The sequence below is a fragment of the Phycicoccus flavus genome, assembly GCF_004025965.2.
Taxonomy (GTDB): Bacteria; Actinomycetota; Actinomycetes; order Actinomycetales; family Dermatophilaceae; genus Phycicoccus; species Phycicoccus flavus.
In genome coordinates this window covers 1-24,976 of record NZ_SAYU02000061.1, presented here as the reverse complement: position 1 = coordinate 24,976, position 24,976 = coordinate 1, and the positions used below count along the sequence as shown (strand labels likewise).

General features: G+C 75.9%; 18 protein-coding genes. 7 read left to right on the top strand and 11 right to left on the bottom strand.

The window, feature by feature from the left end; translation table 11 throughout:
- Positions 1–38 precede the first annotated feature (38 nt).
- The 3 genes from EPD83_RS15700 (at position 39) to EPD83_RS15690 (ending at position 7,142) form a co-directional block, all read left to right on the top strand.
- Complete coding sequence (locus EPD83_RS15700) at positions 39–5,021, top strand: nSTAND1 domain-containing NTPase (RefSeq protein WP_165566829.1); 4,983 nt, start codon at positions 39–41, stop codon at positions 5,019–5,021.
- 146 nt (positions 5,022–5,167) lie between these two features.
- Positions 5,168–6,544 carry a hypothetical protein gene (locus tag EPD83_RS15695; protein ID WP_128367216.1) on the top strand — a complete coding sequence of 459 codons (1,377 nt, stop codon included), beginning with the start codon at positions 5,168–5,170 and terminating at the stop codon, positions 6,542–6,544.
- An 85-nt stretch (positions 6,545–6,629) separates the two neighbouring features.
- On the top strand, positions 6,630–7,142 hold the full coding sequence (locus EPD83_RS15690) for a hypothetical protein (protein ID WP_128367217.1): 513 nt from the start codon (positions 6,630–6,632) through the stop codon (positions 7,140–7,142).
- Positions 7,143–7,253: 111 nt separating this feature from the next.
- Here EPD83_RS15690 and EPD83_RS15685 read toward each other — a convergent pair whose 3' ends face one another.
- Together EPD83_RS15685 and EPD83_RS15680 are read right to left on the bottom strand one after the other, a co-directional pair.
- A complete protein-coding gene (locus EPD83_RS15685) occupies positions 7,254–7,910 on the bottom strand; it encodes a hypothetical protein (protein ID WP_322095799.1) in 657 nt (218 codons plus the stop codon).
- Between the two features lie 732 nt (positions 7,911–8,642).
- On the bottom strand, positions 8,643–9,026 hold the full coding sequence (locus tag EPD83_RS15680; RefSeq protein ID WP_128366061.1) for a LysM peptidoglycan-binding domain-containing protein: 384 nt from the start codon (positions 9,024–9,026) through the stop codon (positions 8,643–8,645).
- A gap of 249 nt (positions 9,027–9,275) precedes the next feature.
- On the opposite strand from EPD83_RS15680, the gene lexA reads away from it, so the two are divergent.
- Positions 9,276–9,995, top strand: a complete 720-nt coding sequence (lexA, locus tag EPD83_RS15675; RefSeq protein WP_128366062.1) for a transcriptional repressor LexA — start codon at positions 9,276–9,278, stop codon at positions 9,993–9,995.
- A gap of 9 nt (positions 9,996–10,004) precedes the next feature.
- On the opposite strand, the gene EPD83_RS15670 is transcribed toward lexA, so the two are convergent.
- Positions 10,005–10,973 (bottom strand): succinylglutamate desuccinylase/aspartoacylase family protein, encoded by a 969-nt coding sequence (locus EPD83_RS15670; RefSeq protein WP_128366063.1) that lies wholly within the window; start codon positions 10,971–10,973, stop codon positions 10,005–10,007.
- Positions 10,973–11,449: an ATP-dependent zinc protease family protein gene (locus EPD83_RS15665; protein WP_128366064.1), complete on the bottom strand. Its 477-nt coding sequence runs from the start codon at positions 11,447–11,449 to the stop codon at positions 10,973–10,975. The genes EPD83_RS15670 and EPD83_RS15665 overlap by 1 nt, the downstream gene beginning before the upstream one ends.
- A gap of 26 nt (positions 11,450–11,475) precedes the next feature.
- On the opposite strand from EPD83_RS15665, the gene EPD83_RS15660 reads away from it, so the two are divergent.
- Both EPD83_RS15660 and EPD83_RS15655 read left to right on the top strand, forming a co-directional pair.
- Positions 11,476–12,675 (top strand): RimK family alpha-L-glutamate ligase, encoded by a 1,200-nt coding sequence (locus EPD83_RS15660; protein WP_128366065.1) that lies wholly within the window; start codon positions 11,476–11,478, stop codon positions 12,673–12,675.
- A 119-nt stretch (positions 12,676–12,794) separates the two neighbouring features.
- Positions 12,795–15,782, top strand: a complete 2,988-nt coding sequence (locus tag EPD83_RS15655; RefSeq protein ID WP_164896220.1) for a BTAD domain-containing putative transcriptional regulator — start codon at positions 12,795–12,797, stop codon at positions 15,780–15,782.
- A gap of 3 nt (positions 15,783–15,785) precedes the next feature.
- On the opposite strand, the gene EPD83_RS15650 is transcribed toward EPD83_RS15655, so the two are convergent.
- The 4 genes from EPD83_RS15650 to EPD83_RS15635 form a co-directional block, all read right to left on the bottom strand.
- Positions 15,786–16,406: a GNAT family N-acetyltransferase gene (locus tag EPD83_RS15650; protein WP_128366067.1), complete on the bottom strand. Its 621-nt coding sequence runs from the start codon at positions 16,404–16,406 to the stop codon at positions 15,786–15,788.
- A gap of 35 nt (positions 16,407–16,441) precedes the next feature.
- Positions 16,442–17,407, bottom strand: a complete 966-nt coding sequence (locus EPD83_RS15645) for a homocysteine S-methyltransferase family protein (protein ID WP_235950658.1) — start codon at positions 17,405–17,407, stop codon at positions 16,442–16,444.
- 529 nt (positions 17,408–17,936) lie between these two features.
- Entirely contained in the window at positions 17,937–18,560 is a 624-nt protein-coding gene (locus EPD83_RS15640) for a GNAT family N-acetyltransferase (RefSeq protein ID WP_128367492.1), read from the bottom strand.
- Complete coding sequence (locus EPD83_RS15635; protein WP_322095798.1) at positions 18,557–19,519, bottom strand: Sir2 family NAD-dependent protein deacetylase; 963 nt, start codon at positions 19,517–19,519, stop codon at positions 18,557–18,559. The genes EPD83_RS15640 and EPD83_RS15635 overlap by 4 nt, the downstream gene beginning before the upstream one ends.
- Positions 19,520–19,648: 129 nt before the next feature.
- On the opposite strand from EPD83_RS15635, the gene EPD83_RS15630 reads away from it, so the two are divergent.
- On the top strand, positions 19,649–20,602 hold the full coding sequence (locus EPD83_RS15630) for a LysR family transcriptional regulator (protein WP_128367493.1): 954 nt from the start codon (positions 19,649–19,651) through the stop codon (positions 20,600–20,602).
- Between the two features lie 61 nt (positions 20,603–20,663).
- Here the strand turns inward: EPD83_RS15630 and EPD83_RS15625 are convergent, their stop codons facing one another.
- The 3 genes from EPD83_RS15625 to EPD83_RS15615 all read right to left on the bottom strand — a co-directional run.
- Entirely contained in the window at positions 20,664–23,180 is a 2,517-nt protein-coding gene (locus EPD83_RS15625) for a ComEC/Rec2 family competence protein (protein WP_165566828.1), read from the bottom strand.
- Entirely contained in the window at positions 23,177–24,244 is a 1,068-nt protein-coding gene (locus EPD83_RS15620) for a ComEA family DNA-binding protein (protein ID WP_165566827.1), read from the bottom strand. Before EPD83_RS15620 ends, EPD83_RS15625 begins: the two co-directional genes overlap by 4 nt.
- Before the next feature lie 114 nt (positions 24,245–24,358).
- On the bottom strand, positions 24,359–24,976 hold a 618-nt coding region (locus EPD83_RS15615; protein ID WP_322095797.1), incomplete at its 5' end, for a glycerol-3-phosphate acyltransferase.

Below are 24,976 nucleotides of genomic sequence, written 5' to 3'. Positions count from 1 at the left end.
ACCCCCGCCGGACGACCCGCAGGAACGAGGTGTCCACCGTGACCGCGCGGCCCTACATTGAGCCCGTGCACTACTCGGTGCTCGGTCCGCTGCGGGTGGAGCGCGCGACGGGACCGGTCGAGATCCGGGGGGCCAAGGAGCGGCTGCTCCTGGCCCGGCTCGTCGCCGCCTCGGGACGGGTGGTCGGCACGGCCGACCTCGTCGACACGCTGTGGGGCGACGCCCCGCCCCCGAGCGCGGGCAAGTCCCTGCAGACCTTCGTCGTCCGGCTCCGCAACACCCTCGAGCCGGACCGCAGCGGCCCCCCGCAGGTCCTCGTCACCGAGGGTGCCGGGTACCGGCTCGTCCTCGACCCCGGCCAGGTCGACGCCGACCGGTTCGTCCGGCTCGCCGCCCTCGGCAGCCGGGCGCTCGCCGACGGCCGGCCCGAGGCGGCGGCCGGGACCCTGGACGAGGCGCTGTCGCTGTGGCGGGGCACGGCGTACGCCGACTTCCCCGACGCCGGGTTCGCCGCCGCCGAGGCGCGGCGGCTCGAGGAGCTGCGGCTCACCGCCGCCGAGGACCGCCTGTCCGCCGACCTCGCCCGCGACCGGGCCGCGGCCGCCGTGCCGGGGCTCGAGGCGCTGACCCACGAGCACCCCCTGCGCGAGCGCGGCTGGGAGCTGCTCGTCACCGCCCTCTACCGCAGCGGCCGCCAGGCCGAGGCGCTCGGCGCCTACGACCGGGTGCGCGGCCTCCTCGCCGACGAGCTCGGCGTCGACCCCGGTCCGCAGCTGCGGGCCGTCCATGCCCGGGTGCTGGCCCACGACCCCGGCCTCGGCCGGCCCGCGGCTCGTCCCGGGGTGCCCCCGCAGCTCCGTCCGGCGGCCGCACCGGGGCTCGTCGGGCGGGACGCCGAGCTGGCCCGCCTGCGCCGGGTGTGGGACGCCGCCCTGCGCGGCACCCCCGCGACCGTCGTCGTCCGCGGTCCCGCCGGGGCCGGCGCCACGGCCCTCGCGAGCGCCCTGGCCGCCGAGATCGTCCGGGACGGCGGCCGGGTCGAGTACGTCGACGCCGACACCGAGCCGCCGGACCTCCCCTCCGCCGACCGGACCCCCCTCCTCGTCGTCGGCGACGGCTGCGACCCCGGTGTCGGCGCGACCCTCGTCCTCCGGCTCGCGCCTCGCCTGGCCGCCGTCCCCGAGGGCGCGGACGTCCTCGACCTCGGGCCGCTCGGACCCGACGCGCTCCGCGAGATCGTCGCCGCCTACCTCACGGGGACCGAGGTGGACGCGGTCCTCGCCGACGTGGCGCAGGCCTCGGGCGGCCTGCCCGGCCACGCGCACGCCCGGGCCCAGGAGCTCGCCCGGCAGCGGGCCCGCCGGGTCGTCGAGGCGGCGGCGTCGATGACCGGGTCCTCCAGCGCCGACCTCGCCGTCGCCCGCGACGAGCTGGCCGAGGGCGTCTCGCGGCTGCGGGCCGGCCGGCTCGCGCAGGACGTCGACCCCCGTGTCTGTCCGTGGCGCGGGCTCGCGGCCTACGGGCTCGAGGACGCGCGCTGGTTCGCCGGGCGGGACCGGCTCGTCGCCGAGCTCGTGGCCCGGCTGGCCGGCTGCCGGGTGCTCGCCCTCGTCGGGGCGTCGGGGTCCGGGAAGTCCTCGGTGCTGCGGGCCGGGCTGCTCGCCGCGCTGGCCGAGGACGTCCTGCCCGGCAGCGCCGGCTGGCGCACCCTCGTCCTGCGCCCCGGCGAGCACCCGATGCGCGAGCTGGCCCGGGTGGCCCTCGGCCCCGGCGGCACACCGGACCTGCTGGCCCGGCTCCTCGACGACCGCGACGGCGCCGGCCGCGTCGTCATCGCCGTCGACCAGTTCGAGGAGACGTGGACCCTGTGCGCCGACGAGGCCGAGCGCCGCCAGTTCCTCGACACCCTCACCGAGCTGACGACAGAGCCCGACAGCCCGGTGACGCTCGTCCTCGCCGTGCGGGCGGACCGGGTCGGCGACCTCGCCGAGCACGCCGAGCTGCGCGGGCTCGTGGGCGACGGGACCGTCCTCGTCGGGCCGATGACCCCGGCCGAGGTGCGCCGCGCGGTCGAGCGCCCGGCCGCGGCGGCCGGCCTCGTGCTCGACGACGGCCTCGCCGACACCCTCGTCGCCGACGCCGGCGAGGAGCCGGGCCTGCTCCCCCTCCTGTCCACCGCCCTCGCCGAGCTGTGGCAGCGGCGCGACGGCCGGCGGCTCACCTACGCGGCGTACGTCGGCCTCGGCGGTCTCGACGGCGCCATCGCCGGACTCGCCGAGGAGGCGTGGGGCGCGCTGACGACCCCGCAGCAGGACCTGGCCCGACGGCTGCTCCTGCGCCTCGCCGGTCCCGGCGAGGGGTCGGAGGTGACCCGGCGCCGGGTGCCCGTCGCCGAGGCGCAGTCGCTCGCCGAGGGTGCGGGCGCGGTCGTCGACGACCTCGTGGCCGCCCGCCTGCTCACGACCTCCGACGGGCACGTCGAGGTCGCGCACGAGGCGCTCTTCCGCGAGTGGCCGCGGCTGCGCGGCTGGCTGGCCGAGGACGCCGCCGGCCGGACGGTCCAGGCCCGGCTCGCCCTGGCCGCGGCCGAGTGGGACGCCGAGGACCGCGACCCCGCCCTGCTGTGGTCGGGCCCCCGGCTGGCGTCGGGCCTGGACGTCGCCCGGGCCCGCCCCGGTGACCTCACCGCGATCGAGCACGCCTTCCTCGACACCGGTCGTGAGGCCCTGGACGCCGAACGGCGCTCCGCGCTGGAGCGGGCGGGCGCCGCGGCCCGGCAGAACCGCCGGCTGCGGCTGCTGCTCGCGGGGCTGGCGGCGGTGCTCGTCGCCGCCGTGGCCGCGGGGGTCCTGGCCTGGCAGGCGCGCGGCAAGGCCGAGGCGGCGTCGGTCTCGGCCGACGCAAAGCGGCTGGCGGCGACGGCCCTGAGCCAGGACTACCCCGACACCGCCCTGCTCGCCGCGGTCGAGGCCACCCGGCTGGAGGACAGCCCGGAGACGTACGGCTCGCTGCTCACCCTCCTCGCCCGGCAGCCGGCCGTCCTCCACCGGGTCCGCACCGAGCACCGCTTCCTGCGGATGCTCGTGAGCACCGACGGCGGGACGGTCTACGCGTCGGAGAACGACCCCTGGCTGTGGTCGCTCGACAGCCGGACCGGCGCGCGCCGGTGGGTGCGCGACGTCGGCGGCCAGGTCGCGAACCTCACGACCGTGCGGGGCAGCCCGGACGTCGTCGCGACCGTGCGCACGGACCCCGCCCCGGTCCTCACCCGGTTGCGGGCGTCCGACGGGGCGGTGGTGTGGAGCCTGCCCGGCCAGGAGCTCGTCGACGTCGGCCTCAGCGAGGACCCGTTCCCGTCGTGGGTGGTGACGGCCCCCGGCGGCCGGCTGCTCGTCGAGACCGACAGCCGGGTGGTCGAGGTCGACCCGGACACCGGACGGCCCCTGCGGTCCTGGCCGTGGCCGGCGGACTCCCGCTTCTCCAGCGAGTCCTTCGTGTCCTGGGGGGACGGACGGGTGAGCCGCGCGCTGGTCGGGACGACGCCCGCCCGGTCGGCCGTCGTCGACACCTCGGGACGCGGCCGCACCGCGCACCTCGACGGGCGGCCGCTCGTCGTCGCCCCGGACGGGCGCACCGTCCTGGTCACCGATGACGACGAGACCCGCTCGACGATGCGCCTGCTCGACACCCGCACCCTGGAGGAGGCCGGACCGCGCACCCAGGTCGACGGTTACGCCCGCGCGGCGGTCTTCTCCGCCGACGGCGGGACCGTGTTCGTCGGGGTCGACGACTCCGTCCTCGTGCTCGACGGACGGCTGGCGCGCACCCGCACGCTCGAGGGGCACAGCGGGACCGTCATGGACCTCGGGCTCGCCGACGCCGACACGCTGTGGACCGCCGGACGGGACGGGACGGTCGTCGCCTTCGACCTCTCCGGACGGCGGACCCCCGTCGTCACCCGTCCCGGTGGTGGCGCGACCGTCGGCGAGGCACCGGAGCGGGGCGGGCCGGCCGCCGGCGTCCGGCAGGCGTACGACGGCCCGCACACCGCCTGGCTGCTGGACGCCACGACCGGACGCGCCGTCTCGCGGGTGCGGATGCCGCGGTTCCCCGGGCGGCTCGTCCAGCCCGTCGCCGCGGCCGTGACCCCGGACGGCCGCACCGCGGTCTTCTCCCTCGACTTCTGGACCCCGGGGGGCGACGACGGTCCCGACGGGCCGGCCCCCGACCGCGGGGCCCTCGTCCTCGTCGACCCGCAGACGCGGCGCGTCGTCCGCACCGTCGACCTCCCCTGGCCGGCCTACGCCCTCGACACCACCCCCGACGGGCGCCGGGTCGTGCTCAACGCCTTCGGCGGCGTCGCGGTCGTCGACCTCGGGACCGGTGACGTCGGCCCGCTCGTCCCGCGCCCGGACCGCGTCTACGGCGAGCTCGTCCCGAACCTCGCCGTGAGCCCGGACGGCCGCGCGGCCGTCGTCGGCCGCCCCGGTGGCGTGAGCGTCGTCGACCTCGGGACCCTGCAGGTGCGGGCCGAGCGACGCCTCGGCGACGCCCCCGAGCTGCCGGTGGGGTCGGTGGCGTGGTCCGCGGACGGGTCGCGCGTCGTCGTCGGGGACTTCGCGGGGTGGCTCCACGTCCTGGACTCCACCGACCTCACCGACGCCGCCCCCCGGCGCCTGGTCACCGGAGGCTTCGTCATCGGCACCCGGGTAGGGTCGCACGGGCGGGTGCTGGCCACGACCGGCACCGACGGCGACCTCACCCTGTGGGACACCAGGACCTGGCGGCCGTTCGGGTCGCCGGTCAGCGACGACCACGGGTGGGGGCTGCTGTCGGTCCCCGACGACGGTGCGGTGGCCCGTGTCCTCCACGAGGACGGCACGACGGTCGAGGTGAGCACCGACCCGGCGGCCTGGCTGCGGGCCGCGTGCACAGCGGCGGGACGCGACCTCACGAGCGACGAAGCGGCGGTCCTCACGCCCGGCCGGCCGCCGTCGACCACCTGCTCCGACCTGCGCTGACCGGCCCCGCGGGCCCGCGTCGGGCACCGCCGGGGCGCCTCCCGCGGGGTCGCAACCGCCTCGCGACCGGTCCGCGACCGCTGCGGACCAGCATCGGCCCCGACGCCGCGACGAGAGGGAGCGGCGCAGGACCGGAAGGACCCGCCATGTGTCTGTACCGCCGTCTCGGAGGACGCCGTCTCACCGTCCTCGGACTCACCGTCGCCTTGGGGGCGGCGACCCTGGCCGCCCTGCCCACGACCCCGGCGAACGCCGCGGCCGGCGACTGCCGGCTCGTCGAGCTCGCCCCGCCGGCCGGGGGCTTCGACGCCGGCGTCATCGACATCGAGGTCGTCGCCGGCTCCCCCACCTACTACGGCAACTACCAGCTGGTCGAGGACGACGGACAGCAGCACCAGCGCGCCGTCGTCTGGACGGGGCTGGGCGGCGCCCCCCGGCGCGTGGACCCCGGCCTCGGCGGGACCGACGACATCGCCTACGAGCTCACCTCGAACGGCCTGCTCAACGGCGAGACCTGGTTCGCCGACGGCGCGACCCGCTCCTGGGTCCACGACCTGCGCACCGGGTCCACGACCGTCGTGCGCAGCGCACCGGGCGACGCGCCCGACCGGATCGGCGCCTGGGTGCGGCGCATCAACTCCGCCGGGCAGGCGACCGGCGCCCGCGAGACCGGCAACGGCACGGGCGGACGCAAGCAGGCGTTCGACGCCCTTGCCTGGGACCACTACACGCAGGCGCCGCGGAGCCTGCCCTTCAGCGGCAACGCCTCGAGCGCGCCGGGCCTGGACGAGTCGGGCGACCGCTCCGGTTTCGTCGGGAAGCAGGAGCCCGGCATCAGCCACTGGTCCGCCTTCGTCCCCACGATCTGGCGCGCCGACGGCTCGACGACGACGATGGCCCGGCTCGGCCTGGACGCGATCCCGTTCCTCCTCGCCGACGACGACACCGCCGGCGGTGAGGGCGCGAGCTCGTTCGACCCCGCCACCCTGCACTTCGAGGCGGTGTTCTGGCCCTCACCGCGCGAGATCGTCGGGCTCGGCGTGCTCGAGGGCGGCGACTACTCCCGGGTCTACGGGCTCGACGAGGGCGGCTGGGCCGTGGGGGCGGCCTTCCAGCCCTGGGACGGACCCGAGAGCATGGTCTTCGAGGGTGAGGTCGCCCGATCCTTCCTCTACCGGCACGGCGTGACGACCCCCGGGACCATCGAGGTCCTCCCGACGCTCTGGTCGGTCCGTCACGGGGTGACCGACCCGCAGCGGTGGTTCGGCAGCGCGGTCCACGCCGTGAACCGCCCGCTGGACCAGGTCGCCAGCACCTCGCACTCGGGCTACCGCGCCGACGGCAGCGCGCGCTTCGGGGCCACCGTCTACACCGGCGCCTCGCACTGCGGGGTCGAGGTCGCGACGACGCACGACCCGTACGGCCTCGGGGTCGGCGAACCCGTCCCGACGACGGCCGGGATCGACGCCGCCCGCTCCTCCTCCGCCCGGCACGGCGCCGCGGCGGTCCGCCCCCACCGCTGACCGGCCTGCGCACCACCACCGGGCGGCCCCACGCGCCGCCCCGGCACCACCCCGCCCGCACGACCCGCTCACGAAGGAGCACGACATGACCACCATCCGCAGGCTGCGCACGGCCCTCGCCGGTGCCGCCCTCGCCGTCGCCACACCCCTGGCCCTCGCCGCCCCGGCGCAGGCCGCCGGTCCCGTCCACGGCGTGGAGACCCTCGAGTTCACCGCCCAGCAGGAGTGGCTCACCGAGACTTGCGGGTTCCCGGTGACGATCCACGTGTGGGGCTCGTGGAACACCGTCACGTGGACCGGTGCCGACGGCGCGGTCACCCGGGAGATCCGCACCTTCCGCTTCCGGTCGACGACCTCGGCCAACGGCATCAGCCTCGCCGGTCTCGCCATGGGACCCGAGACGATCACCTACGCCGCCGACGGCACCGCGGTCGTCGACGAGCGCGGGGTCGTCCTGCGTAGGGTCCCCGGCGCCGGGACGGTGACCCTCTTCGCGGGCTACCGGGTGCACCTCGTCGACGGCGACGCCGAGGTGGTGCTCGACGCGCACGGTCAGGCCGAGGACGTCGGCCTGCTGTGCGCGGCGCTCACCCCCTGAGCGCGGCCGGGCGCCGCCGGCCCGGGGTCCGCAGGGGCACCCCGGGCCGGTGGCGTGTCCGGCCCTCGCCGCCCGACCACAACGAGGTCCCGGGCGAGCGAGCGCGGACGGTCAGACGTTCGGGCCCTTGGCCCGGATGTCGTCGACCGCCGTCATCGCCTCGCGCAGCTCGCCGAGCCAGGCGTCGGCGTGCTCCTCGACGAGACGCACGCACCATGCCACGGCGTCGCTGCGCGAGCGGGCCACGCCGGAGTCGACGAGGGTGTCGAGGACCTGGCGCTCCGGCTGGCGCAGCCGGGTCATCACCGGGACGGCCAGGTGCGTGAACAGCTCGGTCCGGTCGCCGGCGCGGGCCCCCCACGAGACGGTGCGCCCGTAGCGGGCCTGCGCCTCGTCGGCGACGGCCATCCGCCGCTCGCGGGTGTCGGCACGGAACCGGGAGATGCGGCCCTCGGCCTCGGCGGGCTCGACCTGCGGGTCGACCCCGGCCAGGGTGCCGACGACGAGGACCTCCTCCCGGTCGACGCTGACCTCGACCCCGTCGAACCAGTCCTCGGGCAGCCGCCCGGCGAACCACTGCCGGACGTCCTCCGCCGGCGGGAGGTCGCCCTGCTGCCAGCCACCGGGTCGCCCGGGCCCTCGTCCCCGTCCTCCACCCGGACCGGGACGACCGCCCCGCGGCCCCCGGGCCCAGGGTCCGTGGGGCGGGCCACCCCGCCCCCAGGGGGTCGCGCCACTGTTCCCGTCGTGCTCGTCGTCGTGTCCCATCACGCACTCCTTACAGGTATTACTCAATTACACCGTTGCGCAACGCGCGTGTGGACACGCCTGTTCCCGGGATGGGCATGCCGGCGGCCGGGGGCGACGGGAGGAGCCGGCGCGCAGGAGGTGCGGGCGACGTGGGCGGCGACGAGCCGGGTCGTGCTGTTCCGGTGCGTCACGAGTGACGCGGGCCCGGCGGCCCCCTGCCTCGCCAGGCCCGCGGCACTGTGTCGTCGTCGCCGGCGAGAGTGGCGACGACGAGGCGTGCAGCCCGGGGACCCTCTGTTATCCCCGGGCCACACGCCTACTCCCCCGGACTGAGGCTCTGGTGCACGAGCGCTGCCGTGTACGCGTCGTGCCAGCCTCCGGAGGATGCGAGACCCCGGGCTCCGCACCCGCACGTCCACTGCCACCGGCCCGGGCCGCCACAGTGGACGACCGGGTGGTGGGAGACGCGGTAGGTGCTCCGCCGTCGGGGGCGCATGGAAGGAGTCTGTCGGCCCGGCAGCCGCGGACGCGGCGCGCCGCGCCCGGGGCAGCCGACCAGCGTCGGCCTTCGGGCGGCTCGGCGGATGACGCCTCGGCCGTTCGGCCGACGACGCCGACGAGCCGGTCGGGGACAGCACGAAGGGCGCCGTTCCTCCTGCACGAGGAACGACGCCCTTCGGCGTCCTGAGCCGGGTCGAGGGACTCGGACGTGGCGGCCGCCCCACCCTGCCGGGGCGGCCGACGAGGGGGTCAGCCGCGGGGGATGACGAGCTCCTGGCCCGCGCTCACCTGGGCGGTCGACAGGTCGTTGGCGAGCTGGATGGACAGGACGCCCTGGCTGATGCTCTGCCCGGGCAGCTCGGCGGCCGCGATCTCGGACAGCGTCTGGCCGGCCCCGACGGTGACGGTGTGCTGCGGCGTGACCGCACCGGCCCCGCCCATGCCGCGGAAGCCGAGGGCCGCCCCGAGCACGGCGACCGCGAGGACGAGCAGCACGAGCCGGCCGCGGGCCGTGAGGCGCAGCCCCTCGTCGACGCGGCGCGCGGGCGCGGCGTCCGGGACGAGCGCCAGCCGCGGGCGCCGCGGGGCCGGGGTGGCGAGGTCCTCGAGGGGCTCCCACGCGATCGCGCTCATCATGTCCTCCATCCCGACGGCCACCGCGACCGTCGAACCGCTGTTCGATAGAACGTCTGTCCGAGTTGTAGCACGGATGTTCGAGCGCATCAAGACACGCGTCGAAAGGATGTTTGAATCTCCTGTACGACCTGCGTACTCTCGTCCCATGCGCACCAGCCTGCACACGACCACTGACAACGGGTCTGACCTGCGCATTCACGGCCGATCCGGACGCGCGTGAGCGCCGGACAGAGCGAGAGGGTCGACATGGCACGTCCGAGGAACGCCGACATCCACGAGATGCCGGACCGGGGTGACGGCGGGGAGCTGACCCACCGTCAGCGCAAGGTCCTCGAGGTCATCCGCAACGCCATCGACCGGCGCGGCTACCCGCCGAGCATGCGGGAGATCGGCGAGGCCGTCGGCCTGACCTCCCCCAGCTCGGTGGCCCACCAGCTCTCGGCCCTGGAGCGCAAGGGCTACCTGCGCCGCGACCCCAACCGCCCCCGCGCCATCGAGGTCCTCTCGCCCGAGCACGCCGAGGACGGCGGCTACCGGCGTGCTCCCGTCGAGGACGACGTCGACGTCACCGGCATCGGCGACGAGCGGCCCGAGGCGTCCTACGTCCCGGTGCTCGGCCAGATCGCGGCCGGCGTGCCCATCACCGCCGAGGAGGTCGTCGAGGACGTCTTCCCGCTGCCGAAGCAGATCGTCGGGGAGGGCTCGCTCTTCCTCCTCAAGGTCGTCGGCGACTCGATGGTCGACGCCGCCATCTGCGACGGCGACTGGGTCGTCGTCCGCCAGCAGTCGGTGGCCGACAACGGCGACATCGTCGCCGCCATGCTCGACAACGAGGCCACGGTGAAGACCTTCAAGCGCAAGGACGGCAAGGTCTGGCTCATGCCGCACAACCCCGACTTCGAGCCCATCGACGGCGACCACGCCACCGTGCTGGGCAAGGTCACCGCGGTCCTGCGGCGCATCTGAGCGGTCCGCTCAGTCGTCGACCTCGGCGATGTGGACGACGGCGTCGCCGGAGTTGACCAGCGGCGCCTCGGTCCGGCCGACGACGACACCGGTGCGGTTCGCGTGCACCAGCCGGACCCGCTTGCCGAAGCTGTCGAAGAGCCCGCCCAGCCGCTCCCCCTCGCTCACGTGCTGGCCGAGCCTCGCCTCCAGGTGCAGCATGCCCGTGCCCCGCGAGCGGACCCAGCCGCTGCGCCAGGAGACGGCCGACGGCTGCGGCGGCTCCTCGTCCACGGGGTCGGTCATCCCGAGGAAGGCCAGCACCCGGCGCACCCCGAGCACGCCGGCGTCGATCGCCCACGGGTCCATCCGCCAGGCCTCGCCCGCCTCGTAGAGCAGCACCTTCGCCCCGTGCTCACGCGCGGCGTGCCGCAGCGAGCCGTCCCGCAGCCGGGCGTGCAGCATGACGGGCGCGGCGAAGGCGGCGGCGAGCTCGCGGGTGCGCGCGTCCTCGAGGTCGGCGCGGATCTGCGGGAGGTTCGTGCGGCGGTCGGAGCCGGTGTGCAGGTCGATGCCGACCTCGCACTTGTCGACCACCTCGGTCATGAACAGGTGCGCCACCCGACCGGCCAGCGAGCCGCGCGGCGCCCCGGGGAAGGAACGGTTGAGGTCGCGGCGGTCGGGCAGGTAGCGGTTGCCGTTCATGAACCCGAGGACGTTGACGATGGGCACCGCGATGAGGGTCCCCCGCAGCGCCTTCGGGTCCAGGCCGGCGAGCACCTGACGGACGACCTCGACGCCGACGGCCTCGTCGCCGTGGATGGCGGCGTCGACCCACACCGTCGGGCCGTCCTCGCGCCCGTGGACCACCTGGACCGGCAGGTCGACGTCGGCGCCGGTGACCAGGCGGGTGATGGGCAGGGACAGGGACTGCCGCCGGCCGGCGCGCACCCGGACCGGGCCGATCTCGAAGGACGGGCGGGGCACCCGCCGCGGCATCAGGCGCGCCCCCGGTTGCGGCGGCGCAGCGCGAGCGGAGGACGTCCCCCGAGGTAGGAGCGGCCCGGGTCGACGGCGTAGCCCTGGCGCAGTGCCTCACGGCCGACGAGCATCCGGAAGCCCATCTCGTCGCGGCGGGCGAGGGTCATCTCGGCGGTGACGACCCGGCCCATGAGCGAGACGTCGGTCTCGACGACGAGGCGCTCCTCGCTGTGCCCCGAGGACGAGCGGACCTCGCGGACGTCGAGGACCGGCCGCTCGACGAGGACGGCGTCGTCGTCCGAGCGCTGCCAGGGGCGGACCTGGAAGCGCACCCACCGGGAACCGTCGCGCTCGAAGTCCTCGAGGTCGAAGGCGTGGATCGCCGACGAGCGCGCTCCCGTGTCGAGCTTCGCCTTCACCCACTCGACCCCGATGTCGGGGAGCCCGACCCACTCTCGCCACCCCGCCAGGGTGTAGGAATGGTGCTCCGTCACGTCCGTCTCTCGCCTTCCGGGAAGTCATGAAGCTCGCGATCCTCTCCCGCGCGCCTCGCTCGTACAGTACGCAGCGCCTGCGCACCGCCGCCGCCGACCGCGGTCACACCGTCAAGGTCCTCAACACCCTGCGCTTCGGCATCGACCTCTCCGGCGAGGAGCCCGACCTGCAGTTCCGGGGGAAGCGGCTCTCGACCTACGACGCCATCCTGCCGCGCGTCGGCAACTCGGTGACGTACTTCGGCACCGCGGTGGTGCGGCAGTTCGAGCAGATGGACGTCTACACCCCGAGCACCTCGTGGGGCATCGCGAACTCACGGGACAAGCTGCGCGCCACCCAGATCCTCTCGCGCCACAACATCGGCATGCCGCCCACGACGTTCGTGCGCGACCGGGCCGACGTCATCCCGGCCATCGAGCGGGTCGGCGGCGCCCCGGTCGTCATCAAGCTCCTCGAGGGCACCCAGGGCATCGGTGTCATCCTCGCCCCGACGGTCAAGGTCGCCGAGGCCGTCATCGAGACGCTGCAGTCGACCAAGCAGAACGTCCTCATCCAGCGCTTCGTCAAGGAGAGCAAGGGCCGCGACATCCGCGCGCTCGTCGTCGGCGACCGCGTCGTCGCGGCGATGCGGCGGGTGGCCAAGGGCGACGAGTTCCGCTCCAACGTCCACCGCGGCGGCTCGGTGGAGGCGGTCGACCTCGACCCCGAGTTCGAGAAGGCCGCCGTGCGCTCCGCGCAGATCATGGGGCTGCGGGTCGCGGGCGTCGACATGCTCGAAGGCGCCGACGGCCCGCAGGTCATGGAGGTCAACTCCTCCCCCGGGCTCGAGGGCATCGAGACCGCGACCAAGCTCGACGTCGCGGGCGCCATCATCGACTACATCGACAACCAGGTCGCCTTCCCCGAGATCGACGTGCGCCAGCGGCTCACCGTCTCGACCGGCTACGGCGTCGCCGAGATCGCCGTCCTCGAGGCGTCCGACCTCGTCGGCAAGGCGCTCGGGGACAGCGGCCTGCGCGAGCGCGACATCACCGCGCTGACGCTGCACCGCGGGACCTCGGTCATACCCAACCCGAACGGCCGGCACGTCCTCGAGGCCGGCGACCGGCTGCTGTGCTTCGGCAAGCTCGAGGAGATGCGCTCGATGATCCCGAGCCGGCGCCGCCGCACCCGCAAGGTCAAGCGGCTGCCCGAGGAGCCCATCCACGACGTCCCCCAGACCTGACCGGGCCGGGCGCCGGGTCCTCCGCGGAGGACGGCGGCGTCGGTCCGGCCCGGCCGGTCGGCCTCGGGCCCAGGTCGGCGTCCACCCGCAGGGTCGTCTGCGCGTCTAGGGTTTGGCGGGTGGACGGCCCGACCACGTTCCGCATCCTCGGACCCCTGGACATCCGCCGCGCGGACGGCGAGGCGATCTCGGTCTCCGGGGCGAAGGAGCGCGCACTGCTCACCCGGCTCCTGCTCGAGCCCGGCCGGGCCGTGTCCGACGAGCGGCTCCTGCGAGACGTGTGGCCGGAGGCCGACGACGCCACCTCCCTGCGGGAGTCCCTTCAGGTCCGGATCTCCCGGCTGCGGCGGCAGCTCGCCGGGGCGGCTCGGATCACCCGCGCCGGCGCCGGGTACCGGCTCGACGCCGACCCCGAGCAGGTCGACGCCACCCGGTTCGAGCGACTCATCGGGGAGTCTGCCGACGCTGCCCCGTCGGAGGCCGTGCGGCTGTTGGAGCAGGCTCTCGCCCTCTGGTCCTCGCCGCCCTTGGCCGAGCTCTCCGAGAACGGCGGCGACGGCCACCGCGAACGCCTCATGCGGCTGGAGCGGGAGGCCCGCACCCGCCTCGGGCACAGCCTCAGCGCCGCAGGCCGACCGGCGCGGGCCGTCCCCGAGCTGGCCGCGCTGGCGGCGGAGCACCCGCTCGACGAGGCGGTCGCGACCTCACTGGTCACCGCCCTGCACGCCGACGGCCGCAGCGCCGAAGCAGTCGACGTGCACCGGGCGACCGTCGAACGGATGGCCGACGAGGGTCTAGACCCGACGCCGGGCTTCCGCGCCCTGGTCACCGACGTCCTGCGCCACGATGTCACGACGCACCCGCGGACCTTTCCCCGTCTCGGACCCGACACGGAGCAGGACCTGGGGAGGCCGAGCTTCATCGGCCGTCGCCGCGAGCTGGACGACGTCGTCGACGCGCTCGTCGCCGGGGCCACTCCCCTCGTCACCTTGTGGGGACCGGGTGGCGTCGGCAAGACAAGGCTGGCACTCGAGGCTGCTCGCCGGACCGTCGGTGCCTTCGACGAACCGCCGATCGTCGTGGACGCCTCCCGCCTCGAGTCCGCGGACCAGCTGTCCGCCTCGGTCGCCCGAGCCGCCGGCATCGTCGAGCAGGCCGCAGGACCCCCTGACCTGACCGCCGCCTTCCGCGGGCGGTCGGTGCTCGTGGTACTCGACAACATGGAGCACCTGCTCGACGCGACGGACGTGGTCGGGTCGCTCGTCGCCGCCGGCGGCGGCATCCGGGTGCTGGCAACGAGCCGGGCGGTCCTGGGGCTGGGCGTGGAGCGGGTCCAACGGGTGATGCCCTTCCCCTTGCAGGTCGGCGCCGTCGGCGACGTCGACGCCCGGACCTTCCTGGTCCGGCGCGCCGAGGCGATGGGCGCCCGCCTCTCGGCCGAGCCGGCCACCGAGGGTGACCCGCTGACCCAGATCGCGCACAGGCTGGACGGCCTTCCGCTCGCCCTGGAGCTTGCCGCGGCCCGCCTGCGTACGTTGTCGCCCAGCACGCTGAACCAGCAGCTCTCCTCCACCCTCGGCGTCCTCGGCAGCCTGCGGGACCTGCCCGGCCGGCAGCGCACGCTGCACGCCACGCTGCAGTGGAGCGCCGAGCTGCTCGATGACGACGCCCGAGACCTGCTCGGCTGTTTCGGCGGGTTCGCGGCGCCGGCGCGCCTGGGGGCGGTGACGGCGGTGAGCGGCACCCCCGACGTCCTCGGCCCGCTGACCCAGCTGGTCGACCACGCCCTGGTGCACCACGTCCCGACCGCCGACGACGAGGGTGCGTACGCCACGCTCGAGACCGTCACCGAGTGGGCCACCTCGCAGCTGCGGACCACCGATCGGCTCGCCGAGGTGCAGGCCCGGCACGCCGACCACTTCCTCGACCACGCGCACGAGGTCACCGCCGACCTGCTGACCGGCGAGCAGGTCGCCGCCACCGCGCGGCTGACCGAGCAGGAGCCCGACATCCTCCGCGCCCTGGTCCACGCGCGGGACCACGGCGACCCGGAACGGCTACGCCGCGCGGTCCTCGGTCTCTGGCGCTGGTGGTTCGGCATCGGGGCGAACCGCACTGCGGTCGAGTGGCTGGAGCAGGCGGCCGCGCTGGACGACGGAGACCCCGACCAGGTCCGGGTGCTGTCGCTGCTGGGGCTCTCCCACGCCTCGCTCGGACAGCGGGAGCAGGCGCTCGCCGCGTGTGAGGCCTGCGAGGAAGTCGTCGGCCGCACCGGCCTCGACCCGGCGTCCGTGCCCGAGGTCGACGGCGCCCGATGGACCCACCGGCTCGAGAGCGGCGATCCCGCCGGCGCCGTCGACGCCGCGCTCACGGCAGCACACACCTACCGCACGACGGGTCGACAGGTGCTGGCCAGCGAGATGCTGGTCCGCGCCGGGGTGGCCGCCGCCGGGGCGGGCGACCTCGACCTCGCAGAGCGACTGCACCAGCAGGCACTGCCCGCCCTGCGAGCCCAGGGCCCACGCTGGGAGCTGGCCGGGGCGCACAACAACGTGGCCCATCTGGCCCTCGCCCGCGGCGATGCCAAGGCCGCGCTGACCCAGGTGCGAACGGCGCTCGAGCTCTTCGGCCGGCTGCCGATGGCACGCGACGACTGGATCGCCTACGAGACGCTCATGAGCATCCGTCGGGTGCTCGGTCAGGTCGAGGAGGCCCGGCATGCCGCCACCGAGGCGATGCGCCGGTCCGCCCGGGCTGGTGACCGCGCGGCGCTCACTCGGGTGCGCCTCGAGCTCGCCGGGCTGGAGGTCGACGCCGGCGCCCCCGCGGCCGCCGCGGAACAGCTCCTCGACGCCACGCAGGACGAGCTGGCGCCACAGTCCCGATGGCAGCTGCTCGCAACAGCCGCGATGGTCCTGCTCGCCGCAGGCGACGGTGGAGGCGCCGCGATCGCCGCCGAACTCGCGGCGGACGAGGAGCCCGACCCGACCTTGGTCAACGGGCACGAGCTCCGAGGGGCCCTGGACCGGGCGCGCCGCGCCGACGGCGAGGCGGTCTCCTTCCACGCCCTTGTCGGGCACTTGGAGTCCGTGCGCGCCGCGCGGTGAGCGCTAGCCGTCGATCCCTCGTGGCTCGCGCCACATCGCCCACAGCGGGGGCGAGTTCTCGGCCTGGATCACGCCGGTCACCTCGAACCCATGACGTTCGTAAAGCCGCCGGTTCTGCGGGCTCGTCGCCTCCAGGTACGCCGCCTCACCAGCAGAGTCGAGCTGGGTGAGGTACTGGGCCAACAGCCCGGTCCCCAGGCCGGCCCCCTGCTGGTCGGGCGAGACTCCCAGCAGCCACAGGTAGTGGTGCGGCTCCTGCGGATGCACGGCCTCCATCGCCGCCGAGATCACGCCGGACCGTTCCATGGCCCCGGCCCCCAGCGGTGCGGTGGCCTCGCCGAGGAGCACACCTTCGGCCTCGGAGAGCGGCTCCGTCGACGGTGGCACCCAGAGCGCGGCGGCGGAGCACGCTGCGGACTGCCAGCTCCGGCCGTGTCGCTCCAGACCGGCGGCTGCCACGGCGAACCAGCCGGGCAGCCCGGCTCGTCGGAGAGCGGGGTCGGGAGCCACCCAGGTGAAGATCGGGTCGTTGTCGAAAGCCGCCGCGAGGGTCGCGGCGACCACCGGTACTGCGTCGTGGGTGATGAGCACCGCCGGGGCCGGCGGGTGCAGGGTCGTGGTCATGGTCGTTCCCTTTCGTGGGTCTCGGGGTGGTCGCGTCAGCGACCGACGGTGGACAAGGCCGCGGCGATGGCCGCAACGTGCTCGTCGTCGGTGCCGCAGCAGCCACCGACCACGCGCAGGTCGGTCAGCAGCTCCCGCAGGCGGACGTAGTCGCCGGCCAGCTCGGCCACGTCACCGCGCTCGACGGTCTCGGACTCATCGAGCTCGGCGTGGCTGAGCCGGGAGGCATTGGCGCGGATCGCCTTGATCCGCTGCAGCCACGGCGCCCCGGCGACCAGCCCGGCCTCGAGGTGGCTCGGGTGGGCGCAGTTGAGCATCAGGTACGCCGGCGAACCCCCGCTGAGCGACTCGACCGCGGCGACGGCCTCGGCCAGGGGCATACCGGTCGGCAGGCGACCGTCGGTCTCGACCGTCACGCCGATGGCAGCCGGGAGGCCCGCGGCCCGGGCAGCGAGGGCGACACCGGCCGCCTCCTCCGGGTAGGTCATGGTGACCGCGGTGACCATGTCCGCGCCGGCCCCGGCGAAGGCCCGGGCCTGCAGGGAGTGGAACTCCGCCGACTCCTCGAGCGTCATCTCGCTCCCGGTCACGTAGCCGTCGCCGCGCGGACCGATGACGCCGTTCAGCACCGTGACGACGTCCGGGCACTCGGCCGCGATCTCCGCGACGAACGTCACGGCCTGCCTGTTGACCGCGGCCACCTGCGCCGCCTCGTACCCGAGGCTCGCGCCCCAGTCGGCGCTCGCCCGCCAGGTCGGGGTGTCGAGGACCAGCCCGCGTCGCTCACGCCGTGCGAGATCCACGTACGGCGCGTAGTACCTGCGCAGCGCGGCTCGGCCGTCCGTGGTCTCCACCAGCCGGAAGGCCGCGAACTCGGGCAGGTCGATCCCCTGCAGGAAGATCAGGCTGGTCTCCAGCCCGCCGTCGGTGAGGAAGAAGTCTGCCGCCGTCTCGGGCGCGAGCTGTGGCAGGGTCGTGGTCGTCGTGCTGGGCCTGGTCACCGACGGACTCCTGTCAAGGCGGTGGACGTGGTGTTCGGCCGGGTGGGTCGGCGCCGGGACGCGCGGTCGATCGGCGGCCTCAGCCGGACCCTGCGGGTGCGGGGTGGGATAGCTGCGCGCACCCGACGGCGCTCGGCGGCCTCCCGACGTCGCTGGTCGTCGACCGCGCGGACGATCTCGGCCTGCATGGTGTTCATGGCGTGCTCCTCTTGGTGTCGATGAGAAGCAGGCTCGCAATGTGCGCTTACTGCCGACCTACCGTCACCTGACCGCCCGCCTCATGACACTCGGCAGGGGCCGGAGGAGATGTCGCGGCGAGGGCCCCTTCGCCAGGCGGCGACCGCGCAGCAGTTCGAGGGGGTGCGTCGGCTCACTCGAGGTCATGCGCTCGATGATCCCGAGCCGGCGCCGCCGCACCCGCAAGGTCAAGCGGCTGCCCGAGGAGCCCATCCACGACGTGCCCAGACCTGACCGGCCGCGGCGCCGGGTCCTCCGCGGAGGACGGCGGCGCCTGCCCGGTCTGGATTGGTCAGCCTCGGTCGGGGCCCTCGGGGGCGGTGTCCTCGGTGGTGTCGGCCGCCGCCGCGGCCTCCCGCCGCGCGACCCGCTTCTCCTTCTCGAGCCGCTGGGACTCCAGCTTGGCGTCGTCCCAGAGCCCCGGGTGCATCCGCTGCCAGAGCGCGGTGTCGACCCAGTGGCCGAACTTGTACCCGACCTCGCGCAGGGTGCCGACGTGCTCGAAGCCCATGGCGACGTGCAGCGCCTCCGAGGCCGGGTTGGGCTGGGCGATGACCGAGACGATGGTGTGGATGTCGTCGGCGTCGAGCCGCTCGATGAGGTCGTCGTACAGACGGCTGCCGAGGCCGTGGCTGCGGTAGCCCTCGGCGACGTACACCGACACCTCGCGCGTCGTGTCGTAGGCGGGGCGCCGGCGGTAGCTGTTGCTGAAGGCGTAGCCGGCGACGACGCCGTCGACCTCGGCGACGACGACGTGGTCCCCGGAGCGGGTCGAGGTGACCCGGGCGGCGTAGTTGTCGTCGGGCCGGGGCTCGACGTCGAACGTCGACGTCGTGCGCTCGATGGCCTCGTTGTAGATGGCGGTCATCCGCGGCAGGTCGTCCTCCGTCGCGGTCCTCAGGACGATGTCGGTCACGCTGCCTCCTGCCTGGCGATGCGGGTGAGGGTGGGTGCCAGGGCCGCGTCGACCCTATGGGTCAGGTACCCCTCGCCCCGGGTCGGCCCCCTCGTCACGGCCATGACGGGCACGCCGCGGCGGGAGGCGTGCCGCACGAAGCGGAGCCCGGACATCACCGCCAGCGACGACCCGAGCACGAGCAGCGCCGGCGCGGCGTCGGTGAGGGCGTAGACGGCGTCGACGCGATCGCGCGGCACCGAGCCGCCGAAGAACACGACGTCGGGCTTGAGCGTGTCCGCCCCGCAGACCAGGCAGTGAGGCAGCCGGAACCCGCGCACGGCCTCGTCGGGGAGGACGACGTCGCCGTCGGGGCGGATCTGGCTGCTCACCCGCGAGCCGTCGGCGGACTCGCCGCGCACGAGGCGCTCGAAGCCCGGGTTGGCCTCGGCCATCCGCCGTTGCAGGGCGTCGCGGTCGACGACGTCCTCGCAGGTGAGGCACACGACGCGGGCCAGCGAGCCGTGCAGCTCGGTGACGTCGCGGCTGCCGGCGGCCTGGTGCAGCCCGTCGACGTTCTGGGTGACGACCGGCCCGAGGACGCCCTGCCGCTGCAGCGCGGCGACGGCTCGGTGCGCGTCGTTGGGCTCGGCCCGCGAGAAGCGCTGCCAGCCGACGAAGGAGCGCGCCCAGTACGTCCGGCGGTTCTCCGTGCTCGCGCAGAACTCGCCGTGCTGCATGGGCATGACCCGGCGGGTGCCGTCCCGGCCGCGGTAGTCGGGGATGCCGGAGTCGGTGGACATGCCGGCGCCGGTGAGGACGAGCGCGCCGCGGTGCTCGCGCAGGGCCGACGCCAGCCGGTCGACGGCGGCGGGCTCGCGGCTCTCCGGAGGTGTCTCGGCGAGGGCCCAGTCGGGCGTCACGCCGACCGGCCGCGTCGTCGGGGACGCGGCCCGGTTCGTCACGGCGGGGTCGGGCACGGGTCCAGTATCGCCGGGCGGCGGCGTGCGCGGTCGGGGACCTCCCCGCGGCTGCGCCGGGCGTCCGGGCCCACCGCCCGGATCCGTTCGGCCCTGGGCGGACATAACACCGCCTTATACGATGGGGGCATGATCGACGCCGCCGGCCTCCGCGTCATGCGGGCCATCGCCGACGAGGGCAGCTTCACCGCGGCCGCCGCCGCGCTGGGGTACACCCAGCCGGCGATCTCGCAGATGGTGCGCCGGCTGGAGCAGCGCACCGGCACCGCGCTCGTCGAGCGGATCGGGCGCAACGTCCGGCTCACCGAGGCCGGGCTCGTCCTCGCCCGGCACGCCGGGCCGGTGCTGTCCGCGCTGGACGCCGCCGAGGAGGAGGTCGCGGCCATCGCCGGGCTCCGCAGCGGCCGGGTGCGGCTCATGGCCTTCCCGTCGGCGTCGGCGACGCTCGTCCCGCGCGCGCTCTCGCTGGTCAAGCAGCGCTTCCCGGACGTGAGCATCTCCTTCACCGAGGCCGAGCCGCCCGAGAGCATCGCCGCGCTGCGGGCCGGCGACTGCGACCTCGCCATCGCCTTCGCCTACGAGGGCACCGACGTCGGCCGCGGCGAGGAGGACCTCGACGCCTACGAGATCACCCCCCTGCTCGAGGACGAGGTGCGTCTGGCCGTCCCACGCCACCACCCGGTCGCCGACCAGGAGACCGTCGCCCTGGCCGAGCTCGCGGGCGAGCCGTGGATCGCCGGGTGCCCGCGCTGCCGCGGCCACCTCGTCCAGCTGGCCGACGCCGCCGGGTTCCGGGCCGACGTCGCGTACGAGACCGAGGACTACGTCGCCGTGCTCGGGCTCGTCGCAGAGGGCCTCGGCGTGGCCCTCATCCCCGACCTCATCCTGCGCACCGTCCACCACGACGACGTCGTCGCGCTCCCGATGACCCCGTCCTCGCGGCGGACCATCACCGCCGTCACGACGCCGGACCTGCGCCGGGTCCCGGCGGTGGCGGCGACGCTGGAGGCCCTCGCCGAGAGCGCGGGCTCGCAGTCGCGCGCCTCGACCATCCGCGGCCCGGAGCCGGCCTTCTCCATCTGACCCCGCGGCGCCCGGGGCCGGGAGTCCGCGGTCGCCGTCCGGTCGGGTGCTGCTCCCACCCTCATCGGGCGGTGACGACGCGGACCGCTCCCCCGGCGTCCTCGACGACGGCGACGTCACCGCGCTCGTCGGTCCGGTAGACCGTATAGCCCATCCGCCGCAGCAGCGCCAGGTGCGAGGGCGTCGGGTGCCCGTAGTCGTTGTCCTCCCCCACGCTGACGACCCCCACCGGCGCGCGGACGGCGGCCATGAGCCCGTCGTCGAGGTTCGCCGACCCGTGGTGCGGTGTCTTCACGACCTCGAACCCGCGGGCGGTGGCGGCCATCGCCGGGTCGCGGCGCAGCCGGAGCAGCAGGTCGTGGGCGGCCTCGCGCTCGACGTCGCCGAGGAGCAGGGCGTCGACGTCGCCGGTGCGGGCCGCGAGGACGACGCTCGCGTTGTTGGGGACCGATCCGTCCGCGATCCGCCGCCACGGGGACCAGACGACGGCGGTGAGCTCGCCGAGGACGACCCGGTCGCCCGCGCGGAGGGTGCGCACCGGCGCGTGCGCGGCCGCGGCGACGGCGTCGACCGCGCGGGCGCCCTCGGCGGGCTCGCGGACCGGGGTGGTCAGCACCTGCCGGACGGTGCGGCCGCGGACGGCGCCGGACAGCCCGTCGACGTGGTCGGCGTGGAAGTGGGTGACGACGACGGCGTCGAGCACGCGGACCCCCAGGCGGTCCAGGCAGGCGTCGACGAGCGGCGGGTCCGGTCCGGCGTCGACGAGGACGGCGCGCGCCGGACCGCTGCGCAGGACCACGGCGTCGCCCTGCCCGACGTCGCAGACGACGAGGCGCCAGCCGTCCGGCGGGCCCGAGACGACGCGGGTGGGGAGGAGGACGGCGGCGGCCAGCAGGACGACGGCGTAGGAGCCGACCGGGTGGGCCCGGACCCGGGCGACGACGGACCGTCCGGTGAGCAGCACGAGGACGACGAGCCCGGCCAGCAGCAGTGCCCCCGGCGGGCCGTCCGGCCAGGGCAGGGTGCCGCCCGGCACCTCGGCGAACGTGCGGGCGACCCGGGCGATGACGACGGTGGGCACGACCCCGGCCCAGGCCACGAGCGTCGCCCCCCGCTCCGACACGAGCGACACCAGCGCGGCGGCGACCCCGGCCACCGTGGCCGGGGGGACGAGGGGGGCCGCGAGCAGGTTGGCGAGGACGCCGACGACGCTGACCGACCCCTGGAGCAGGACGACGACGGGCGCGGTCATCGCCTGCGCGGCCACCGGTACGGCGAGCGCCGGGCCGAGCGCGGCGAGGCGGCCGGGCAGCCGCCGGCCCACCGCCTCGCCCCAGGGCCGGGTGAAGAGCAGCAGACCCAGCGTGGCCAGGGTCGACAGGGCGAAGCCGTACGAACGGGCGAGCCACGGGTCGAGGACGAGCACGACCACCACCGCGCCCGCGAGCACCGGCAGGCCCGCCGACCGGCGCGAGCGGCTGAGCCCGAGCAGCCCGATGGCGCCCATCGCCGCGGCCCGCACCACCGACGGCTCCGGACGGGCGAGGACGACGAAGCCGGCGAGCGCCACCGCGGCGAGGACCGGCCGGGCCGGACGGGGAACGCCGAAGACCGCGCACAGCCCGAGGACGAGCCCGACGACCACCGCGACGTTGCTGCCGCTCACCGCGGTCAGGTGGGTCATCCCGGTGGCGAGCATGGCGTCGGTGAGCTCGGGAGGCGTGCGGGCGGTGTCGCCGATGACGAGCCCGGGCAGCAGGCCGCGGGCGTCGGCGGGGGCGTGCTCGACGGCCCGGCGGAGGCCCTCGCGCAGCCGCTCGGCGCCGCGGGCCACCGGACCCGGCGGACGCAGCACCGGCAGCGGGCCGGACACGGCGAGGACCGCGACCCGGTCGTCGGCACGCTCCGTGGGCGCGAGCCGGCCCCGGACGGCGAGCACCGCGTGCCAGGGCGGGTCGCGCAGCGCGGCGCCGCCGACGAGCAGCACTGGTGCGCTCGCGGCGCGGGTGCGCCCGCGGCCGGTCACCACCCGGGCCGTGCCGCGGCGGAGGACCCGCGGCGTGCCGTCGCGCGAGTCCACCTCGACGGGGTCGCTCGTGAGCAGCACCTCGGCGGTGACGGCCGCCCGCTGGGCGGCGAGCCCCGGGACGTCGCCGCGCTCCCGGACCGCCGTCTGCGCCAGGGCGGCCCCCTGGAGGAGGACGACGAGGACGAGGGTGAGGACCGCCGGCCAGCGCAGCGCCGACGTCACGGCCCACCGGCGCGACCGTGGTGCCGGCCGCCCCGTCCCCGGCCGACGATGCCAGGGGCGTGCGGCTCCCGGAGCGACGAGCGCGAGGGCGGCGAGCACGCACCCGCCGACGAGCACCCATCGCGGCCCCGGCGCCAGCCCGAGGGTCGCTGCCGCAGCCGCCCAGGCGAGGACCGCGGGCGCGAGGAGCCTCAGGTCGGACGCGTCCGGCGTGGCTCGCCCGGGGACCCCGGTCCCGGGGCCGGGCCCGTCGTCGGCCCCCTCGCCGGCGTCGTCGGACCAGCGGACGGAGCCGGTGCCCGTGCCAGTGCCCGTCCCCGTGCTCACAGCGTCACCAACGGCCGCAGGTCCGCGAGGACCTTCTCCCCGATGCCGCTGACCTCGGCCAGCTCGTCGACGCTCGAGAAGGACCCGTTCTCGGTGCGCCAGTCGACGATCCGCTGGGCGAGGACCGGACCGATCCCCGGCAGCGTGTCGAGAGCCGCGACGTCGGCGGTGTTGACCGAGACCGGAGCCCCGGCCGGGCCGCCCCCGTCCGCCGTGCCCCCGGCATCGGCCGTGGAGGTCCCCGGACCCGGGGCCGGCGCGGCCACCACCTCACCCGGACGCGGCACCCGGACCTGCTCGCCGTCGACGAGGACGCGCGCCAGGTTCAGCCCGCCGAGGTCGGCCCGGCCGGTGGCGCCGCCGGCGGCCTCGACGGCGTCCGCCACCCGCGCACCGGCGGTCAGCCGGCGCACCCCGGGGCGGCGGACCTCGCCGACGACGTGCACGACGACCGCCGCCGGGACCGGGTCGGCCGGGGACGAGGACGGGGCGGGTGGCACGTCTGAGCCGGGCAGGGCCGACGGGTCCGGAGCCGTCGCGGACGGCAGGCCGACCGGGGCCGACCCCACCGGGACCCCGATGGTCGTGTCGTCGCCGGACGGCACGACCGGCTCTCCCCCGGACTCGCGGGCCCAGGCCACCCGCAGCCCGAGGACGAGCACGGCGAGGACCGTGACCAGCGCGACGCCGGCGACGGCGGCCCGTCCCGGCTGCCAGCGGGCCCCGACGAAGGCAGCCGGCAGCCGGAGCCAGCCACCCCCGGGCATCCCGGGACGATGTCGTCCCGCCGCGTCCCGGGCGTCGCCCCGGCCCCCGGCCCCGCGCGCCTCCCCGACCGGCGGGCTCCCGCCGACGGGCGCGCCCTCGCCCTCGCGGTCCGAGGGCACCCGGCGTCGCCGCCCCGCCGGTCCCCGCGCCCCGTCGTGGCCGGCGCCGCCGTCGAGACCGGCGCCGCCGTCGAGACCGAGGGACTCGCGCGAGGGCACCCAGCCGTCGGCGCCGCCGGACCGCAGCCGGGCCAGGGCACGCGCCGACACCGCCTCAGGGCCGGCTCGTCCTCGCATGCCCCGGACGCTACGAACCGGGCCGGCCGCCCGACAGCGGTCACCCGCCATCTGTGGACGACGGACCTCCCCGGCCGGCCTTGTGGACGGCTGCACCCGCGCGAGCGCACGCGGTCAGCCCCGCAGCCGCCCCCACCAGCGCCGGACGTTCCTGCGGTGCCGCCACAGGACGACGAGGGCGACGACGACGAGCCACAGCCCGGTCCACGTGCCCACGACGGGGAGGACCCCCACGGCCCCGAGGACCCCGAGCACGAGCAGCACGCTCGTCGCGACGACCGACGCCTCGCCGACGACTCGCACGAGGGGCAGCACCGCCGCGAAGACCGCGAGCGCGGCGAGCCCGACGACCGGCTCGACGGCGAGGATCGCGCCGATCGCGCAGGCCACGCCCTTGCCGCCCCGGCCGCGCAGGAACGGGCTGAAGACGTGCCCGAGGACGACGGCCAGCCCCACGACCAGCGCGGCGGCGGTGCCGATCGCGGACAGGATGAGCCACGTGGGGACGTAGGCCTTGGCCACGTCCAGCACGAGGACGAGGGCCCCCCACTTGCGGCCCAGCACGCGACCGGCGTTGGTCGCCCCGGGGTTGCCCGACCCCGACGCCCGCAGGTCGGCCCCGCGTGCCCGGGCCACCAGCGTCGCGGGGTTGACCCCACCGAGGAGGAAGGCGAGGACCGCGAGGACCGCGACCCACAGCACGAGGACGGGGTAGCCCATCGCGCTCAGCCG

Excerpts from the sequence above, each read along its gene's own strand:
- EPD83_RS15690 (WP_128367217.1), top strand. The coding sequence starts at position 6,630 with ATGACCACCATCCGCAGGCTGCGCACGGCCCTCGCCGGTGCCGCCCTC.
- EPD83_RS15650 (WP_128366067.1), bottom strand. The coding sequence starts at position 16,406 with ATGACCACGACCCTGCACCCGCCGGCCCCGGCGGTGCTCATCACCCAC.
- EPD83_RS15680 (WP_128366061.1), bottom strand. The coding sequence starts at position 9,026 with ATGAGCGCGATCGCGTGGGAGCCCCTCGAGGACCTCGCCACCCCGGCC.
- lexA (WP_128366062.1), top strand. The coding sequence starts at position 9,276 with ATGGCACGTCCGAGGAACGCCGACATCCACGAGATGCCGGACCGGGGT.
- EPD83_RS15620 (WP_165566827.1), bottom strand. The coding sequence starts at position 24,244 with ATGCGAGGACGAGCCGGCCCTGAGGCGGTGTCGGCGCGTGCCCTGGCC.
- EPD83_RS15670 (WP_128366063.1), bottom strand. The coding sequence starts at position 10,973 with ATGCCGCGGCGGGTGCCCCGCCCGTCCTTCGAGATCGGCCCGGTCCGG.
- EPD83_RS15660 (WP_128366065.1), top strand. The coding sequence starts at position 11,476 with ATGAAGCTCGCGATCCTCTCCCGCGCGCCTCGCTCGTACAGTACGCAG.
- EPD83_RS15630 (WP_128367493.1), top strand. The coding sequence starts at position 19,649 with ATGATCGACGCCGCCGGCCTCCGCGTCATGCGGGCCATCGCCGACGAG.
- EPD83_RS15695 (WP_128367216.1), top strand. The coding sequence starts at position 5,168 with ATGTGTCTGTACCGCCGTCTCGGAGGACGCCGTCTCACCGTCCTCGGA.
- EPD83_RS15685 (WP_322095799.1), bottom strand. The coding sequence starts at position 7,910 with ATGGGACACGACGACGAGCACGACGGGAACAGTGGCGCGACCCCCTGG.